The 17,188-nt window shown below is 58.7% G+C and carries 16 protein-coding genes; 7 read left to right on the forward strand and 9 right to left on the reverse strand.

Going from position 1 to position 17,188, the window contains the following annotated elements; all coding sequences use genetic code 11:
* Window positions 1-768 precede the first annotated feature (768 nt).
* Window positions 769-1,548, reverse strand: coding sequence for a universal stress protein (locus ACVILI_RS21215; RefSeq protein ID WP_038647156.1), 780 nt, complete (start codon window positions 1,546-1,548; stop codon window positions 769-771).
* Between the two features lie 294 nt (window positions 1,549-1,842).
* Between ACVILI_RS21215 and ACVILI_RS21220 the strand changes: the two genes are divergently transcribed.
* Together ACVILI_RS21220 and ACVILI_RS21225 are read left to right on the forward strand one after the other, a co-directional pair.
* Window positions 1,843-2,493, forward strand: coding sequence for a hypothetical protein (locus ACVILI_RS21220; protein ID WP_141700869.1), 651 nt, complete (start codon window positions 1,843-1,845; stop codon window positions 2,491-2,493).
* A 247-nt stretch (window positions 2,494-2,740) separates the two neighbouring features.
* Window positions 2,741-2,938 (forward strand): hypothetical protein, encoded by a 198-nt coding sequence (locus ACVILI_RS21225; RefSeq protein WP_038647158.1) that lies wholly within the window; start codon window positions 2,741-2,743, stop codon window positions 2,936-2,938.
* Window positions 2,939-3,088: 150 nt separating this feature from the next.
* Here ACVILI_RS21225 and ACVILI_RS21230 read toward each other — a convergent pair whose 3' ends face one another.
* The 3 genes from ACVILI_RS21230 to ACVILI_RS21240 form a co-directional block, all read right to left on the reverse strand.
* Window positions 3,089-3,841: an SDR family NAD(P)-dependent oxidoreductase gene (locus ACVILI_RS21230; RefSeq protein WP_038647160.1), complete on the reverse strand. Its 753-nt coding sequence runs from the start codon at window positions 3,839-3,841 to the stop codon at window positions 3,089-3,091.
* 303 nt (window positions 3,842-4,144) lie between these two features.
* Window positions 4,145-4,792, reverse strand: coding sequence for a BON domain-containing protein (locus tag ACVILI_RS21235; RefSeq protein WP_240565021.1), 648 nt, complete (start codon window positions 4,790-4,792; stop codon window positions 4,145-4,147).
* 2,509 nt (window positions 4,793-7,301) lie between these two features.
* Window positions 7,302-8,618 carry a tetratricopeptide repeat protein gene (locus tag ACVILI_RS21240; RefSeq protein WP_051726817.1) on the reverse strand — a complete coding sequence of 439 codons (1,317 nt, stop codon included), beginning with the start codon at window positions 8,616-8,618 and terminating at the stop codon, window positions 7,302-7,304.
* Window positions 8,619-9,093: 475 nt separating this feature from the next.
* Here ACVILI_RS21240 and ACVILI_RS21245 point away from each other — a divergent pair, with 475 nt between their 5' ends.
* The gene (locus tag ACVILI_RS21245) at window positions 9,094-10,428 is read left to right on the forward strand and encodes a WD40/YVTN/BNR-like repeat-containing protein (RefSeq protein ID WP_457102591.1); all 1,335 of its coding nucleotides are present in this window, start codon (window positions 9,094-9,096) and stop codon (window positions 10,426-10,428) included.
* A gap of 177 nt (window positions 10,429-10,605) precedes the next feature.
* On the opposite strand, the gene ACVILI_RS21250 is transcribed toward ACVILI_RS21245, so the two are convergent.
* A complete protein-coding gene (locus tag ACVILI_RS21250; protein ID WP_069090415.1) occupies window positions 10,606-11,007 on the reverse strand; it encodes an oleate hydratase in 402 nt (133 codons plus the stop codon).
* On the opposite strand from ACVILI_RS21250, the gene ACVILI_RS21255 reads away from it, so the two are divergent.
* The 3 genes from ACVILI_RS21255 (at window position 10,951) to ACVILI_RS21265 (ending at window position 13,171) form a co-directional block, all read left to right on the forward strand.
* The gene (locus tag ACVILI_RS21255) at window positions 10,951-11,568 is read left to right on the forward strand and encodes an oleate hydratase (protein WP_038647168.1); all 618 of its coding nucleotides are present in this window, start codon (window positions 10,951-10,953) and stop codon (window positions 11,566-11,568) included. The two genes, ACVILI_RS21250 and ACVILI_RS21255, sit on opposite strands and share 57 nt — an antisense overlap.
* A gap of 508 nt (window positions 11,569-12,076) precedes the next feature.
* Window positions 12,077-12,286, forward strand: a complete 210-nt coding sequence (locus tag ACVILI_RS21260; protein ID WP_038647170.1) for a hypothetical protein — start codon at window positions 12,077-12,079, stop codon at window positions 12,284-12,286.
* Window positions 12,287-12,838: 552 nt separating this feature from the next.
* Entirely contained in the window at window positions 12,839-13,171 is a 333-nt protein-coding gene (locus ACVILI_RS21265) for a hypothetical protein (RefSeq protein ID WP_141700873.1), read from the forward strand.
* A gap of 284 nt (window positions 13,172-13,455) precedes the next feature.
* On the opposite strand, the gene ACVILI_RS21270 is transcribed toward ACVILI_RS21265, so the two are convergent.
* The 3 genes from ACVILI_RS21270 to ACVILI_RS21280 all read right to left on the reverse strand — a co-directional run bounded on the left by ACVILI_RS21270 (window position 13,456) and on the right by ACVILI_RS21280 (window position 15,713).
* Complete coding sequence (locus ACVILI_RS21270; protein ID WP_038649879.1) at window positions 13,456-14,679, reverse strand: IS256 family transposase; 1,224 nt, start codon at window positions 14,677-14,679, stop codon at window positions 13,456-13,458.
* A gap of 186 nt (window positions 14,680-14,865) precedes the next feature.
* Complete coding sequence (locus tag ACVILI_RS21275) at window positions 14,866-15,204, reverse strand: hypothetical protein (RefSeq protein WP_038647176.1); 339 nt, start codon at window positions 15,202-15,204, stop codon at window positions 14,866-14,868.
* Window positions 15,201-15,713 carry a hypothetical protein gene (locus ACVILI_RS21280; RefSeq protein ID WP_240565022.1) on the reverse strand — a complete coding sequence of 171 codons (513 nt, stop codon included), beginning with the start codon at window positions 15,711-15,713 and terminating at the stop codon, window positions 15,201-15,203. Before ACVILI_RS21280 ends, ACVILI_RS21275 begins: the two co-directional genes overlap by 4 nt.
* Before the next feature lie 75 nt (window positions 15,714-15,788).
* Here ACVILI_RS21280 and ACVILI_RS21285 point away from each other — a divergent pair, with 75 nt between their 5' ends.
* Window positions 15,789-16,034 carry a 3'-5' exonuclease gene (locus tag ACVILI_RS21285; protein WP_276315479.1) on the forward strand — a complete coding sequence of 82 codons (246 nt, stop codon included), beginning with the start codon at window positions 15,789-15,791 and terminating at the stop codon, window positions 16,032-16,034.
* Between the two features lie 241 nt (window positions 16,035-16,275).
* Here ACVILI_RS21285 and ACVILI_RS21290 read toward each other — a convergent pair whose 3' ends face one another.
* A complete protein-coding gene (locus tag ACVILI_RS21290; protein ID WP_069090417.1) occupies window positions 16,276-17,160 on the reverse strand; it encodes a hypothetical protein in 885 nt (294 codons plus the stop codon).
* Window positions 17,161-17,188 lie beyond the last annotated feature (28 nt).

Below are 17,188 nucleotides of genomic sequence, written 5' to 3' on the forward strand. Positions count from 1 at the left end.
TTCAGCCTCAGCATCCATGGCACAGTCGAAGGCGGCTTTGATCCATAAGGCGAACATTGCCTATTACTGGCAAGGACTGATGGCTGCCCAACTTGATCCACCCAAGCGTCGGCATATTTCCCGTTTGCTGGATGCGGAATACAAGAGGCTCCAACGCGCGCAGCAGGCGCCACGCCCGCCGCTTTCGCCCTTCTCTGTTGACAGCGATCGAAGCGCAAGCCGGCCTCGGATCGGAGAACAGTGCCAAACCTGAGCGGAGAACAGTGCCAAACCTGGAGCTTTCGGGCAGCGCCGACCCATTGTGTTGCTATCCAGCCATCTCATACTCGATAGCCGGGTTGGGTTCCGACGCTGCGATCCATCGCCGCCGGATGGAGTATCCGTCGTTTCGACGTTGGACGCCCGCGGGCGAACGCCCTTCGAGGCGGCGGAGAAGGCCCTCGGACACAGGGTTACTCTGCGAGGCACTTGCGCCAAGTGGATACGGGTCACCGATCTTGTCGTGACGCTGCCAACCCGTTTTCGGCCTCGCTATTTCGAGTTCAAACTTAGGAAAGGCGTAGTTTACGCAGCGCATAAATGCTCCACGAGGGAGGAGCGCACGATGGCCAGAAGCTGAGTTCGTGCGAGAATCTCAAGCACTTTGAAAAGAAGCTGGAGACGGAAAATTTGGGAAGTGGCTCAACCTGACAAGCCGTACCAACCGCTGCCGTCACCCAGTTCTCACCTGCTTGTGGTGGCCCGACCCTTGCCGAATTGGGTTCGCATTCAGTGCGAGACGAACACCGGCAAGGAGAATTGGTCGAGCAGGGATTTGGTCATCCCGCCGAACAAGGCCTCACGGATTCGCGAATGGCTGTAAGCGCCGGCAACGATAAGGTCTGCCTCCTCCATTGCTCGCGAAGCAAATAGCGCCTCGATTGCCGATAGATCGCCAGTGTCCGTCCAGCGGTCGGTCTCGGCTTTGACGCCATGCATACGCAAATGGTCGCGCAGCAGGTCAACATCCGCATCCTTTGCGTCGGCCGGAGGCGCAAATTTGAATACGGTTACCTTTCGCGCCTGGGTCAGTATGGGCATCGCATCGTGCACAGCGCGCGCGGCCTGTCCGCTTGGTGACCAGGCAATCACGATCTCTTCTCCAACTGGCGTCGGACGCCAGTCCCGTGGGAGTAGGATCATCGGCACGCCCGCGGACATAAGCAAATCCCCTGGCACTTCGGGCAGGATCTTGTCGGCGACCTCGGGATTGGGCTGGCTGGCGATCACCAGATCCGCATACGGCGTATAGTAGCTCTTCCAGTCGCCCGAGCTCTGCTCTGCGACCCTGAAGCGGACGTCCACACCGAACCGTTCGGCGCTTGCGTGAAATGTTTCTTCAAGCGATTTCGCGCGTTCGGACCACTCGCCGACAAACGCCGCCGCGGAGTCGACATCGACGCCCGTCAACCTCGCACCATGCGCCCTCGCCAAAGAAAGGGCAAAATCCACTCGTGCCGCGTTTTCGACAGAACCGTCGAGGAAGACCAGGATATCCTTGTAGCTCATGTGACGCTCCTTCTCCTTTGCAGGTGGCAGGGCTTTTTTTAAGCGCGATCGGCAACGGCGTGCTTTGAGCCGGATCAAACGAACAAGATGATCGGCGCAGGTGGCCTGCCAACGCGAAGCGTCCTGCCGTTAAACATTGGTCTGCCGTCCTACACTGCCATCTCTGTCTCTCGTGACCCGACGCGGAAGCTTGCGTGCAACCAAAGGTCACTCGCCCGTTGATTGATGCGGATCAAGGTCGTGGTGTCGGCTCTCTGTTGTCGTGGCGACACCAGGCGAATGGGAGACTTCAAAATGGTCGGTATCACACTGAGCCCTGAACAGATTCGATCCGCTCCGCCGGAAGTGCGGCAATGGCTAGAACATGAGATCGCCCGTTCGCTGGGCCTGCACCCAGTTTCCGACACGATGGCCTCCGACGCGTCGCACCTGGTGGCATGCAGTCCCCAGGAAGCCATGGCGGTCTATGACTCGGTCAGGGGTATGCTGCCTGTCGTCAACGTCTTCTTCGAACTTGGCCGCGAAGGCGCGAAGATCACTGAAGGCGGCGTGCAAGCCTTCAGGCTTGTGGATATGCTTCGCCACACACACCTGCCGGACTTGGAGCGCCTGGTTGCCTGCCTGCAAGTCATCGACCGGGCTTTCCAAAAAATTCATAGCGAAGACGGCGCTGCGCTTTTCGTCCTGGATCCCCGAGGTTACTGCGTCGTCACCGTGACAACGCAGCAGAGCGTCCTTGCCGTATGGACACAGGAAATAGCCGCGCAACAACTCCTTGCCGAGGATCCAACTGCAGACGTCCGTGTCGGCGCATCGCCAGCACCGGCCGTGGTGCCCTTCTCGACGACGGGTAGCGTACCGCCGACATCCATCAACCTTGGCATGCCCTTCTCGGTGCCGGCTGGTCCGCCCAAAACCACGCGCGCGAAAAATCCGGGGCGATAATCAAGACGGAGACGGCGGTTCGCGATTCAGGCGGCGGGTCACAAGCTCGCTTGAGCCGACGACCCGAGAGAAACGCCGGCGACTTGTCAGTCTGCGGTGAATTCCTGGCCTTGGCTGAATTGTTGATAAAGTTTTGAAGGCTGTCTCGGATTGCCGCCTTCCCCTGGGCTGGGCGACGCTCTAGACCCATTGGCGCGAAGGGCGTAGTTTACCTAGCCTTGAAAGGCTCCAAGAGGAGGAGCGCACGATGGCAAGCAGCGAAGCTGAGTTCGTGCACCGCGAGAACATCAAGCACTTCGAAAAGAGGCTGGAGACGGAAACGGACCCGGCAACTCGGAAGCTTCTTTTGAAGCTGCTTGACGAAGAAAAGGCGAAACTCCTAAACATCACCAACCACCCGCCCTATAAGCGCTCAATCAGATCAGCAGAGGGTTATCATAGATAGGTCGATTGCCATGACTTGCGCGAACGCTGCGCCAAGTCAGCCGCGCGACTGCCTCCCATCAACAGCGAGAGGGAAGCGATATGTGTCGCACTCCCATTCGGATATAGATTTCAGTACGACTGCAGTGGGCATTTTTCAGTGGCAACTGAATCATTTGGCGGTGTACCCACCATCCACCAGATGGTAGCTGCCGGTGATGAAGCTGGCGTTGGCTGACAACAGGAAGCACGTCAGCGCCGAGACTTCCTCCGGTGTCCCCAGGCGACCTACTGGATGCAAGGCCGCCAATTGTCCGATCGTTTCGGCATCGAGGTTTTTCGTCAGCAATGGCGTATCGATGAAGGCGGGACCAACGGCGTTGATGCGAATATTGTCGCCGGCATATTCCATGGCGGCCGTCCTTGTCAGCCCGATGAGCGCGTGCTTGGTCGAGACATAGGCACAGGCATTCTCCCAACCAACCGAGCCTAAAATAGACGACATATTGACGATCGCGCCTCCGCGCGATTTCAGCATGGCGGCGACCTCGTATTTCAGACCGTAGAAAACGCCGTTCAGATTGACATCGATAATCTTGCGCCAGTCATCAAGGGGATAATTGGCCGTGGTCTCGCTTGGCCCGCCGATGCCGGCATTGTTTACGGCGAGTTGGAGCCCGCCAAATGTCTCGACCGCGAACGCCACCATTTGCTCGACCGAGCCCGGATCGGCGACATCGACCCGAAAGGCACGCGCATTGCCAAGCGTCGAAGCAATTTTCGTCACCGTTGTTTCTGCAGCCACTAAATCAATGTCTGCGGCAATGACATGCGCACCGCGTGCCGCCAGTTCAATTGCAATTGCCGCGCCGATGCCTGATCCGGCCCCGGTCACGATCGCAGTCTTCCCTTTGAAATCTCTCATGATGTCACTCCACTACATGTCACTCTAGCGGCAGGCGTGAGAAGAGACTTGATCGTCGTCAAGCTGCGGTCGCGAAGGAACGCCAACGGCCCCGAATCCGAGTCGATAAGATTCTCCGCTCGCGAAACCAGCGGTGGAACACGACGTTCACTTCGATCGTGCCAATCCAGGACCTGGATCGAGGCTGTCGGTTAGCTTCAAGGTTGTGCCGACCTTTCGAGTGGCGACGCTCCACACTGCCGTCAGGCCTGCAGAAGAAGAAGGGAAGCGGCATGTTTCGCTTCCCTTAACATCCAAATCACTTCACGCGATCATAATGCGGTCTTCGACCAGGTGAACCCCGGGCGCGGCCCAGGCGGACCTTACCGTCGCACTCCGCTCGGCCCAGGTATGCACCTTGCCGTCGAGCCGGACTTTGCCGTCGGACACGGTTACATTTATTGCCTTCGCCTCGACTTCGGCATTGCGCTTCAGTGCATCTTCGATGCGCTTCTTGACATCAGACACTGACGCGTGGGGTTTCACCTCGATGTTGTTGTAGACACCGAGTACGCCCGCCAAATATTGAATGGCGTTGGCAGCGCCGGCTTTCTGGTATTGCCAGTCGACCTTTCCAGTCAGGGTTACCCAGCCATTCTGGACCTTGACCTGAACAGCTCCTTCGGGAATTACCGTGTTCCAGGAGATGGTGTGGAGAGCACGCTTGGCGATCTCCTCGTCTGTGGTGACATTTGAACCGTAAGGCCGCACTTCGATTTCCTGCGCAAGGCCCTTCACACCCTTGACGGAAAGTGCCGCATTTTCCGCGGTAGCCTTCTGGGCGAAGGTCGAAACATGACCGGTTAGCGTGACCACGCCGTTGTCCACGGCGACGCCGATATTGGCCGCGTCGATGCTGGGCTCAAACTCCAATTCATCGATGATGTTCTGCCGTAAAATATTGTCGTTCATTGTCGCACCTTTCCAGAACGAAAGCCCTCCGGTTTCAGACTGCCTGGATGAGCTGGTTGTGGCCTTGATGAGGATCAAACAGGCTGACCTGCTCGCTTCGAGCCTCGCCACCATGGAAATGATCCCGCCATGGGGAAAATACGCTTGAAAATCTCGCCGCCGCCTTCGACCAGGACGGCTCCTTGCACCGATTCTACGGTTCTCAGGTGAGGGCGTAGAAATTCGAACGCTTCCGGCGTCAGCGACGACAATGAATGATTTGGCGAGAGGGTTACCATGGCGCTCTCCTGGAAAAGGCGGGAGCGCAGCTAACTCTCAGTCGTCGAAGCCTTATCGTGACCGGCGATGAGGCAATAAGTAGGCTGTGCGCGTATCAAAATGGCAAGCAAAGCCACATAGTCGCACTCAAGAAATGGCTGTGCACGGTACCGGGCAGACGCCGAACCTCGTCGGGGCACAAATTGCGCGTAAGCGCAGCTTTGCGCGATCGGAGCAACGTGTACTCAACCGTCACCATTCCGAGGCGCTTATGCACCTAGGCGCCGCTGACTTAAAGGTGCCTAAGGCACGTTTCGGTTCGTCGAGGGGGGCTGATGCCGCACAGATACGCTGAGTTTGTGCACCTGGAAAACATCAAGCACTTCGAAGAGAGGCTGGAGACGGAATCCGACCTCGCGACCCGGAAGATGCTTTTGCAGTTGCTGGACGAGGAACGGACAAAGCTTTCGCAGATAGAGGCCGACAAACCCAGCGTAAGTCGGGGATAAGAGCGATATACCGACATTGAGCTGGAATGATAACGTCGGCGGGAATTCCTCTCAACAATAGCTGACTCCTGCAGGCGAATTATGCAGCTTCAAGGCAGTGCAGTGCCGTTCGTGGCGACCCAAACAGGGTGACCATCGAGGAAGACCAAGGTGTTCTTGCCATTGTGACCGCGCTGGACCGCTAAGTCCCGGACGTCACGGTACAAGCCGCAGCCAACATCCGGGCAAGGCTCGATCAAACATAATGAGAAAAAGCCCGACTTATCTGGTGATTGGGTTTGAGGGATGGCCGGAATGCATCCGCTAAGTATCTATTTTATATAGCTTTTGTGACGTCGTGAGGATGATAGCCTTGGCTCTCTCCGGCTGCCGCCATCAGAGATTTGATCTCGGACAAAGGGGTTGATTCGACAACATGCCATAAGCGCTTTCGTTATTGTCGATCTGTCAGGAGCAAAGCAAATGAAAGTCTTCTTAGTCGCTTCGCTGGGCTTGGTGCTCGCCGGCTGCGTCAGCGAGAATTCATGCATTTACCTTCCCGGCCATACCTTCAAGACGGAACGCGGGTGCAAGCGCCGCGAACCCCTTGGGAAGTTTGATCCCCACTGCGATTGCCCCGCAAAGGGTTACAAGGGCTTCAGCCCGCCAATACCCTGTCCAGTGTGAATCACGGAGTGCAGACGGATGGTAGCGCGGAGCTTCTTCGATGATTTGAGACTAATGCACAGGATCGGTTGCTTAAAGTTCTTGTAACCCTTAATGGCGCAATCGCAGGCTGGGCACATTTCCCGCGAGGTTCGTGAAGCTTGCAGTCCCGTTCCATCTTGCAGGGATGGTTCTGAGAGGGCCTTTGCAGCTTTCGCTGACACATCCCGAAAGGACCAGTCCAAGCGCAGCAAAGGCGAGATATTTCATCATCTTTAACTCCTGACCAACATTGCGTGGGCGCTTGTCGGACGTGGCCGGAGCGGTGGATTTGTCCCATATCAAGAATTGCTAAAATTCCAAAGCTGCCGTTTCGTGCAAATTTCTCGCGCTTTAATTTCGGTCAACGCATATCCAACTGGTATTATTACGTTCACTGACATGATCTTTTAGGTGGACAAAAGAACCGCTGGGAGAAATGTCGCGTTTAAGTCGTCTCTTTTATCAGTAGTGGCGATCTCATTGGTATCGCCGGCAGCGCATAAACTACGGAAAGATGCAAATCGGCCGCGCCTATTCGGTAGGCGCGAAATTTTGCGCTGCCAAACAACTTATTCTTCTGTGCCAGCAAAAAAGGCAGCACGGCCGAGTGGGCGAATAATACGAACAATAATGAGCACTGGCGACCAGCAACCCATTACCTACCCAGGGGCAAGTCTTGACGGCCCACCAATCGGCGCTGTTTCATCGGTCACTCGCGCCGAGTGACCACAACAACTGATTTCGAAGTCACCCAAGCGCAACCCAAATGGCGGATCTCGACGCTGGAGCGGTCGGATTTAACGCCATCCACCTCGCATCCAGCAGCGCTGCGCAAATGACCATCGCAGAAATGATAAAGACCGTTCGCATTTCCCTCCGGATCGCTGACAAACGCACTGCTCTCCTGGCTTCTCCGGGATACCCAAACCGTTTTCCGCCGGCCTCTCCGGCGCCCGCTCCTTGATACGCGTCAATCGGAGCTGCAGGGAATTGAAAGACGAATCGGCCGATGGCCGCTAAGGACTCAGGCTCCATCGGCCAACCGAGTACCGTTTCTATTCCTGGCCCGGCCTCCACGCTGCCGCACGCCGTTCCGCATACACGACCTGGTTCGGCGTCAGTGCCACGGTTAGTTTCTTGAGCAGTTCCTCTGCGAGCTTCCGCTCGTCAGCGTCCGTAGCTCGCCAAAGCCCGAGCTTGAGCCAGATATAGGCGCGAACCGGATTCGACTGCACGCCGTCGCCTTCCTGACACCTCTTCCCGAAGCTAATCTGCGCCATCGGTAATCCCTGGTCGGCCGCGCGGCGCAGCCACTTCATTCCCTCGGCGGCATCCTTCTCAACGCCGTCTCCTGAGAAGTAGAGTCCGGCAAGCCGGTACTGCGCCTCCGGAACACCTTGCTCGGCAGACAGGCGGAACCAGTGGGCGGCCAGCGCTGCGTCACGCGGCAGGCCGCCTTTGCCTTCCGCGTACATCGCGGCGAGATTGTTCTGGGCTCCTGGATGGCCTTTCTCCGCGGCAACGCGAAACCCCTTTGCGGCATCGACAAACTGGCCGTTTAGCTGGAAATGCAAAGCCAAGCCGAACTGCGCCTGGACCGATCCCGCGTCGGCAGCTGCCGTGTAGCGCTCGACCGTTGCGGCATCACTTGGCCTGTCGATCCAAAGGCTGCGAACGAATGAGTCGGCCTCCGGCTCGAGGCTTTTCATCAACGAGACTGCGGGTGGCTCATCCTTGACGAACCACTCCGAAAAACTGAGGTCGATCACTTCATCGGGATGCAGAAGATCCAGGCAGAGAAAGCCGATCGTTTCGTACGTTACCACATTGCCCGAGAACAGCTTGTTGTTCCGTTCATCGAACTCCAGGTCATAGCGGACGCATTGCGTTCCCAGACTGTCGTCCCGCTCAGCGCGGCCGCGTTTCAACGTGGCCCCGGGCAGCCGCTTCAGCGTCAGCCGGGTTTTGCCGGAAAGCTGGACAACGCTGATTCCGCCCGCGCCTATCCATTTCTTGGCGAAACTCGTCAGCTGCGCGATCGAGTTCGGCACACCGCCATCAACCTCATCCGGACGCGCCCACATCAAGAAGCCATGGGTACGATCCCGCGCCCTCGGCGGACGTTCCCAGCCGGTCTCGCTTTCCCAGCCGCTCTCTCTCCAATAGAGCAAAGCCCAGTTGCCGGCGTTGAGAGAAGCCCGGCACCACCGGTCCCCAACGGGCGGCTGCACCGAAAATCCTCGTAGCCAGATGCGATCGGGGTAGATTACGGGGCATGATGGCCTCGCCTGCGCGTTCTCCGCAGACATGCACTGCTGGGTGGCCCCCAACAAAAGCAGGGCCGCCGCCACGAATCCAATCCGGGCATCCATGAGTGGGTCCCTTCCGGTTGTCGCCGCGACAATCCTGCCTCTCCGATGCCGGCGCCTTGACGCGGGTCAAATCGCGCGGCGCCAGGCATCCCGACGAGGATCAGGAAAATGGACGCCAACATGGAAGCTGCCCCGATGTCATGAGCAGCACCGTCGCCAAAGGAAGGATCCCATAGGGGGTCAATGCGTTGTTATCCCCGACCGGCGGCAGCACCCAGAAGCCCCGCAGTCAGATACGGTAGATGACCGGGCATGATGGCGTCGCCCGCGCGTTCTCCGCAGACATATGCGCTCCGGAACAGTATCCGACACAAGCAGGGCAGCCAGTAGAAGTCTGACTGCGGCATTCATGGTGCAAGTAGTCTCCGGTTTGCGGCGGCTATCCTGCCGAACCTTGGCTCCACTTCATTGACGTGAATCAATCACCCGCGCGCAAAAAAAGAGCAGCATGCGTCGTTTGGTGGGAGATCAGTCAATGTCTCGTCTGACAAACGCTTCATTCGCACGTATCGCGTCTATCATTCTCATGTTGACCTCAAGCAACGCCCATGCGGGCGAGCCGAAGCCCTGCGTTTCCCAGCCGCAATCGAGCGCCGACGCCGCGATCGGCAGCTGGGTGCAGGCGACACTGTTCGATGCAGCGCGAAGAAAGCGCCCCTGGGGACCAGCCGAGGCGGCGGCGGCCACCATGCAGCAGCGCAAGTCGGACCTGGCGACAATGCGCGAGACCGCACATGAGACGCTGGCTCGCTTTGGCGCATTGTCGAAACAGCAGCAGTCGGAGGTCCTCGCTGCGGCTGCGCCGGCCCTTGAGAAACTGAAGCCGCAGAGCGAGCGGGACCAGGAGTATCTGCATGCGATCCAGTTCAATGGTTCAGCGCTAGGATGGGCAATGGACTGGAACGGACGCTTCCACAGGACGTCCGATGGAGGGGTGACCTGGACCGACACCCGGCTGGTTGACGCGTGGGTGCCCGGTCTCACGCCCGAAGACGGGATGTTTCGAAGCATGCATTTTGCCGATGACCGGTTCGGCCTGATTGTCGGTCCGGCAGGTATTCTCGAGTCCCGAGACGGAGGTGAGAACTGGGAGACATCTCCGCTCGCATATTTTCACGTTCCGGATGCCGTATTCTGCGATGCGGCACGCACTTGCTGGGTCGCCGGCGACGAGCCAAATGCAATCTACCGTCGTGAAATCTCTCAATGGGCATGGTCGCCACAAAGCACGCCAGCGGCAAGTCCGATCAATGCAATCCAGTTTGTCGGATCGAACGGGTGGGCGGTCAGTCTTGGCGGGGAGATTGCCGGAACCACTGACGCCGGCGAGAATTGGACCTTGCTGTTTCACGACGCTAGCAAGCGCTTCCGCGCCATCCATTTCGTCGATCAGCGAACCGGCTGGGTTGTGGGCAACGATGCCCTCGTAATGCGCACGGACGACGGCGGAAAGACCTGGCACCAGCAGACGATACAGCTTCCACCTCACTTTCCAGTCGACGAAGTCAGGCTCAATGCGGTTAGATTTGCCGACAGCTCGCACGGCTGGGCAGCCGGCCTACACGGGATGATATTCGCCACCACGGATGGCGGAGAATGCTGGCACCTCCAGCGCTTCGAAGGGATTCCGCAGAACTGGCTGACGATCTATTCGCTCGCCATCACGGCTGGACCGACGATCTGGGCATCGGGCAACTCAGGCAACATTCTCGTATCTACCGACAACGGAAAGTTCTGGTTTCCGGTCCATGGCCTGGCAGTTCCGGTCTTTGAAGAGCTCAGACGCGCGATGGACCGTATGGCCAAGTGAGGAAATGTGCCGTTGCGCAGGAAGGGTACTCGTTTTTTCGACGTTGAGCATGCTTAAAGACGAGCGCAAGGTAATCCAGAGGCTGGATCGATGAAGGCCCATATCGTCGGTGGCGGCTTTGGAGGACTGGCAGCGGCCGGCTATCTCATCCGCCACGCCGGCGTGCCCGTCCCGACATCACGATCTACGAGGCCGATGCCCAGATGGGCGGCGGCTTTTTTCTGGGCGGCGACGCGCAGAGCGGGTACAACGCTTCCAGAGCGCCCAGGAGCGTCCTTCGCGCTGCCGCGGCGGCGGCGCGGTCATCGACCCGACTGACATGTCGACGGCCTGCGATCCGAAGGTCAGCAATACGATGTCCTCCGGCGCCACCACAATCGAGGTCGCCATGCCGTCCCATTCATAATCCAGCTGGATGACGGTGATATGGTCGAGCGACGGTGCGAGGCCGACGTCGCGGACGTCGAGGAATTCCGTGCCAGTCGTCGTGACCGTGAAGCTCACCCAGTGCGAGTTGGGCACATGCGCATCGCCGAAGAACGCGGCGGGATTGCCGAACTCCGGGCGCGCATCCGCCATGCGCTAACGGGCAGAGAGACAGGACGCGGCGGGCTGGTGAGCCTGATCGACTCGCCCTGGGTCCTGTCGCTTTCGGTCTTCCATCAGCCCGAAATCATCGGCCAGCCGGACGGCACCTACCTTTGGTGGGGCTACGGCCTGCTTCCGGAAATGACCGGGAAATACGTGCAGAAGCGCATGGACCAATGCACCGGCAAAGAGATCCTGGAGGAAGTGCTGCGGCAACTGCAGTTCGATCGGAACCGTGACCGGATCATTGAAACGTCAATCTACATCCCATGCGATCTACCCTACGCAAACAACATCTGGATGCCGCACTCCGACCGCCCTCCTCCGGTTCCGAAGGGCGCGACCAATCTCGGTCTCCTTGGCCAGTACGTAGAGCTGTCGCGCGACGTGGCGTTCACCATTGAGTATTCCGCTCGCGCGGCATGGGAAGCGATCTACATCCTTCTCAAACGCGGCCCGGCACCTCCGCCGGTCTACCAGGCTCGATCCGATCCGAAGGCGCTGCTCGCCGCGCTGAAGGTGTTTGTGTGTCCGAGGTCGGCACGGCCGTAAGGTCCGATGTCGGAGAAGATACCGCTACGGACTCTCGTTCGCATTCTGAAGTGCGGGCTGGCCCCCTCGCTGGCCCCCAGCTAGCAGCCGCAGTCCTCTAGCCGTTCCATCGACGACAAGATGGAAGTCAAGTTCGGCATGTTGCGGTCTACTAACGCCGTGCGGGCAGGTACAAGGCGGAGGAGACACGATTAAACTTTAGCAGATTTGATATTCGACAAATTCGCCGCTCCTGCGACATGCGACAAGCGATCGCATGTGTTGTCGACAGTCGGGAGTTACACATGAAAGTCCTCGTCCTATCCGCACTCGGCCTGACGCTTTGCGGATGCGTGAGCGAAAGCTGCTATGGCCCCCCTCCAAACCATGCCTATAAGACAGAACTCGGGTGTAAGCGACATGAACCGCTAGGGAAGTTCGACCCCAACTGCGACTGTCCCGTGAAGGGCTACAAGGGGTTCAAGCAGCCAATCCCGTGCCCTGTTTGAGATGACGCAAGGCCGCTCGAATGGTCGCGCGCGAATTCCTCTCTTCAGTTTCGCTTGAGGACGTGAGGATGATGCAGAGGGTTTTTAACCAGCTCCGCGGGAAGCTCGGGTACGCACCCAAGTCGTACAAGGCTGAGGTTCTGACGCTGGACATCGTCAACGAGTTCAAGGCTGGGAACGTGCAAGAAGATCAGCTGCTCGCCAAGCTGGTCGCCAAACACGCGCAGTAGCGGGGCGTTTGCTGCTTCTCTTCTTATAAGTCGAAAAAAAGGCGCATACCGTTAGAATTGGTGGCGAGCGAGGGGAAAATGAGACTGTCCTCTATCATTTCAGCAATGGTCATCTCTACGACGCTCGCCGGGTGCGTGTCGGAGGAGAACGGCTATCGGCAAGGACAGGAGCTTTTGCGCGGCAGCCCTGCCATGAAGCGCTATGCCATCGACGAGTGCTACCGCCACATAAGGCCGACCTTGGCCGGCCACGACGCCGAGTGGGCGAGAAACATGGCGAAAAGCCTCAACGTCCGGGCCGGAAGCAATATCGCAAGAATCTGGTGCACGCGAGCAGTCAACGGTATCGCCAGTGGCCGCGTAACCTCCGAGGACATGAGGACACTAAGCCCGCGGTTTATTCGCCTCATGCAAGGCAGGTAGCTTGTCACCCTCCATATCGCCAAGACATCGCTCGTTGCGCTCTTCAGATGCCGCATGCGGGGCGGAACGGGTCACGATGTCGTGGACGCCGATTCAAAGCAACTCGTGTCGACGGCAAGGGAGAGGAAAATGGGACTGGTCTCTATCGTTTCAGCGATCGTCATTTCTGCGGCGTTGGCCGGGTGCGAGTCAGAGGAGAGCTTCTATCCGAAAGAGCAGGAGTTCTTGCGCGGCAGCCCTGCAATGAGGCGCGACGCCATCGACGGCTGCTACCGCGAGTCAAATCGATGGTCAGCCGACCACAAGGTCTTCTGGGCGAAGAAGATGAATGTCAGTCCGAGAAGCAATGTCGCAAGAATTTATTGCACGCGCTTCATCAACGGTATCGCCAATGGCCGCCTGAGCTACGAGGACATCGTAACACACAGCCCGCAGGACACGCGAGTGATGCAAGGCCGATAGCACCGCCGGTCCGCAGGGAAGCGCGGCGTCATCATTCGGACCGAAGCAATCGACCGAAGGCGTATGGCGGGCAGAAACATTCGCGACACGTTGCTCAAGCAACGTGTCGCTCAGTTGGGGCATATCTGTGGCCGTGATGCGGAGCGCCAGACCCGAAGGCTTCTGGCTTCGGATCGCAGAATGTTTCGCTCCGTTCGACCTCAACGTGTCTGCGGGAACACTTCATGTTGTGACCCAGAACATGGGACTGTCAGGAATTCCGTGTGCGGGCGGGCTGTTGAACATTATGCAGCCATTGCCCTGATGAAGCGCTCGCCGAAGATGACAGCGAATTGGGCCTTGGCCATGGTCCACTCACGTGGCGGCATTTTCCACTCTTTCTCGGATCGGTTCAAGATCAGATAGAGCAGCTTGGTCGCCGCGTCGTCGCTGGGGAAATGGCCCCTGGCCCTGACAGCCCGTCGAAGTTTCGAGTTCAACGCCTCTATTGAGTTCGTCGTGTAAATGATCCGGCGGACGTCGTCAGGGAACGCGAAGAATGGAATGACCTCGGCCCAGGCGCGCCGCCAGCTCTGGCCGATGGCGGGATAGCGCAGGCCCCAGGGGCCGGCCTCGAACGCCGCCAGCGCCTTTTCGGCGGCATCGGCATCGACGGCGCGGTAGATTTCCTTGAGTGCGCCGGCGAGGCTCTTGCGATCTTTCCAGGACACGAAGTCCATCGAGTTGCGCAGCAGATGGACTATGCACGTCTGGACGATCGCCTCCGGGAACACAGCGGTGATCGCGTCCGGGAAGCCTTTCAGGCCATCGACGACGGCCAGAAGGATATCCTCCGTGCCGCGGTTCTTGAGCTCGTTCATCACCCGCAGCCAGAACTTGGCGCCTTCATTCTGCTCGAGCCACAGGCCCAGCACCTCCTTTGCACCATCGGCGCGCACGCCCAGTGCGATGTGGATGGCCTTGTTGCGGACCATCCCTTCATCGCGGATCTTGACCCGGATCGCATCGAAGAAGACCAGCGGGTAAATCGGATCGAGCGGCCTTTGCTGCCAGGTGGCGACTTCGTCGAGCACGGCGTCCGTCACCGTTGAGATCAGGTCCGCAGACACATCGATGCCGTACAGATCGCGCAGGTGCCCGGTGATCTCCCGGGTGCTCATGCCACGCGCGTACATCGACACGATCTTGTCATCAAAGCCGGGAAAACGGCGCTGGTACTTGGCGATCAGTTGCGGATCGAAACTCGACTGGCGGTCACGCGGAACATCGATCTCCAGCTTGCCGGTCTCGGTCGTCACCGTCTTGCGGCCATAACCGTTGCGCGTGTTGCCAGCGTCTTCGCCGCTCGCCAGATGATGGTCCATCTCCGCGTTCAGCGCGCGCTCGGTCAGAGCCTTCTTGAGCGTATCCAGCAGGCCGCCCTGTTCGAAGGCAGCACTGGCTGCCCCGCCTGCCAGAAGCTGGTCGAGAAGATCATTCGGTATCGCAGGTTCTTTGCGTCGGGTCATAGTGGGAATCCTTTTTACCCATTATGCCCGCCCGCACACGGAATTCCTGACAGTCCCCAGAACATCGGCGGCCGGGCGTGACACTGAAGTTCAACCTCAATCGAGGGCGCAGCGCCGTAGCCGCTCGTGAATCGACCATGGCGGAAATAGCTAAGTTTCCAACCTGGCCGAAAGCGCCCTGGCCGACTACTTTGCTTTCCGGTTTCCACCAAACAACTTCTTCACGCAGTAGTCGCGAGCCTGAGCGTGCAGTGAAGGCGCGACGGATTTGGAATTGGACGCCTGCTCGATGGTCAGTTTCCGGGCAAAATAACTGCCTGCGCAGTCGCAGTACTCGCGTCGCTCGCGATTCTTGCCGCCAAGGCTCTCGATCATCGACTTGATGTGCGGTCCTGTCATGCATCCGACGGAGAAGTCCCTCGCGAACTCCGCCCGCTCCGAAGAGTTGAGAGGGCGCGCCTGCGATGCTGAGGCCAGTGACGCCAACAAGCCTGCCAGCTCGAAAACAATAGCGAACCTGATCATTGACCGATCCTTGAACGATGAAACGCGATAGACGATCGAAAATAAAACTCGTCATCCTCCACTATGCGGGGGCGAAGCCGGGATGCATTGACCGACATCAAGATGTCGCGGATGGCCTGCGCGTCCGCAACGAGAGCCACGCTCTCGGGAAAACCTCGCTTCAGGATCTCCTCTCCGACGACCTCTGTCGCCTCGCGATGGCAATATTCCGCCTCGGAGCGACACGCCGCGCGCCTGCGGCCTGGCAGTTGGCCTCGTCCGAAGTTCTGGCGCTCCGGGCGGTCGTAGCCGACGACGACATCGGCGCGGCGAAGGTCGAGGCAGATCTGACCGCCTTCCTTGCCGCGCTTCGCGCCGAAATGGCGGCGACTGCTCCCTCTCGGAATAGTGCCGCTGACTTCGCGACGCGAGTCTTTGAATATCTCGATCTGGCAGCCATCGCCCGAACCTATGCCGAATACGGTGTCGGTGACCTCCTCCAAATCATCCTTGAGGCCTTCTGCCTGCATTTCTTCGCGTCGGCCGATGGCGCCCCCGACTGGACCGCATGTCTCGACGCCTTCGAGGGCGTCAACCAGATCCCGATGATGACCGTGCACAAAAGCAAGGGATTGGAATATGACACGATCGTGTTTGTTGGCCTCGATGACCAAGCCTGGTGGGCGCATGTTCCCGGAGATCCCGAGGGAGTAGCGGCCTTCTTCGTCGCCCTCTCGCGCGCCAAGCAGCGCGCCATCTTCGCGTTCTGCCAGGAACGCGGTGCGCGCAACAATGTCGCCGAGCTCTACCAGCTCCTCACCGATGCCGGCGTGCCGGAGATCGCCATATGAGCGCGGCACCCAAGACCGTCGCACAGATTGAGGAAGACGGCGCCCGTGCGGCCTGGATCCTGGCTGCGCACCCCAAGTGCTCGCATCCTGGCTGTGCGTCGATCGCGCCAATGAAGTCGACCACATCCTCAGCGTCCGCAGTTTCCCCCACTTGCGGCTGGCTTGGTGCAATCTCCGGTCCTTCTGCAAGCCCCACCACAGCCAATGCACCGCGCGTGATCAGGGTTTCGCTCGCCCGAAGTCACCAAGGTACATCTAGACTTAAGTTGCGTTTCGCCTCCAGCTCTTCGATGGCCGGTGCCAGGTCTGCAACCATCGCCATGAAGCATCCAGCTAACTGGGTTAGGTAATCTATAGTGAGGCTGTCCAAGGTATTGCCATCAGCGTCACGGCCGTTTCGATGAACGCAATGGTGACGGTTTTGGACAGACAGAAGGACCAGGTCACGCATCACCTTTTCCTTTGGCAATAAATAATGGCCAATAGCTTTGTGTAGTATCCCGTTTAGAAACTCAAAGCGGTGGAACTGAGTCTGCCGAAGCTGCGCGATTACCGTGTCACGCACGAAGTTCGGTTCTGAGGCCACCTTTATCAGGGTCACGGTCTGCTTTTTCAGTTCAGGATGGCTTTCGACGATCGCTTTGGCGACTTTCAAATCATCGAAGGCGAGTTTGATAACAGCGTCCGAGAGGTACGCCTCGAGGATCGAAAACAGTTGGACGAGTAGCATTCGGTTGATGCCGGCTGCCCCGGATTTCCTATCGCCCATTCCGCGAAGTAGATTGAACCATTCGCCAATTGCCGCGTCGAATATCTCGCGAGGATGAGGCTCCGGCTCCATGTCCTCGAGCCAGTCGTCGTAGGAATAGTCGAGGCGTTCGATTTCGACCTTCGTCTTGGGATCGTCGGTTAGATGTGCTTCCCATCTTCCGAACAAATGAGCCGTGACAGTTACCGGAAACTCGTTCCCACAGGTCTCACATTCGAGCTCGATATCTCCGGTCGAGATCGCGTCGGCCGCAGACTCGGCAGTGAGGTCCGGAGCGGGCACTTCGTCAAGCCAGGCTTCCGCAGGCACCCCGCAGACGGGGCAATGCGCCACGACGTGGAATTCACCTTCGACCATCGGCCCTCCTAGCGTCCGTCGGCGGTAG

It is taken from the genome of Mesorhizobium sp. USDA 4775 (genome assembly GCF_054062655.1).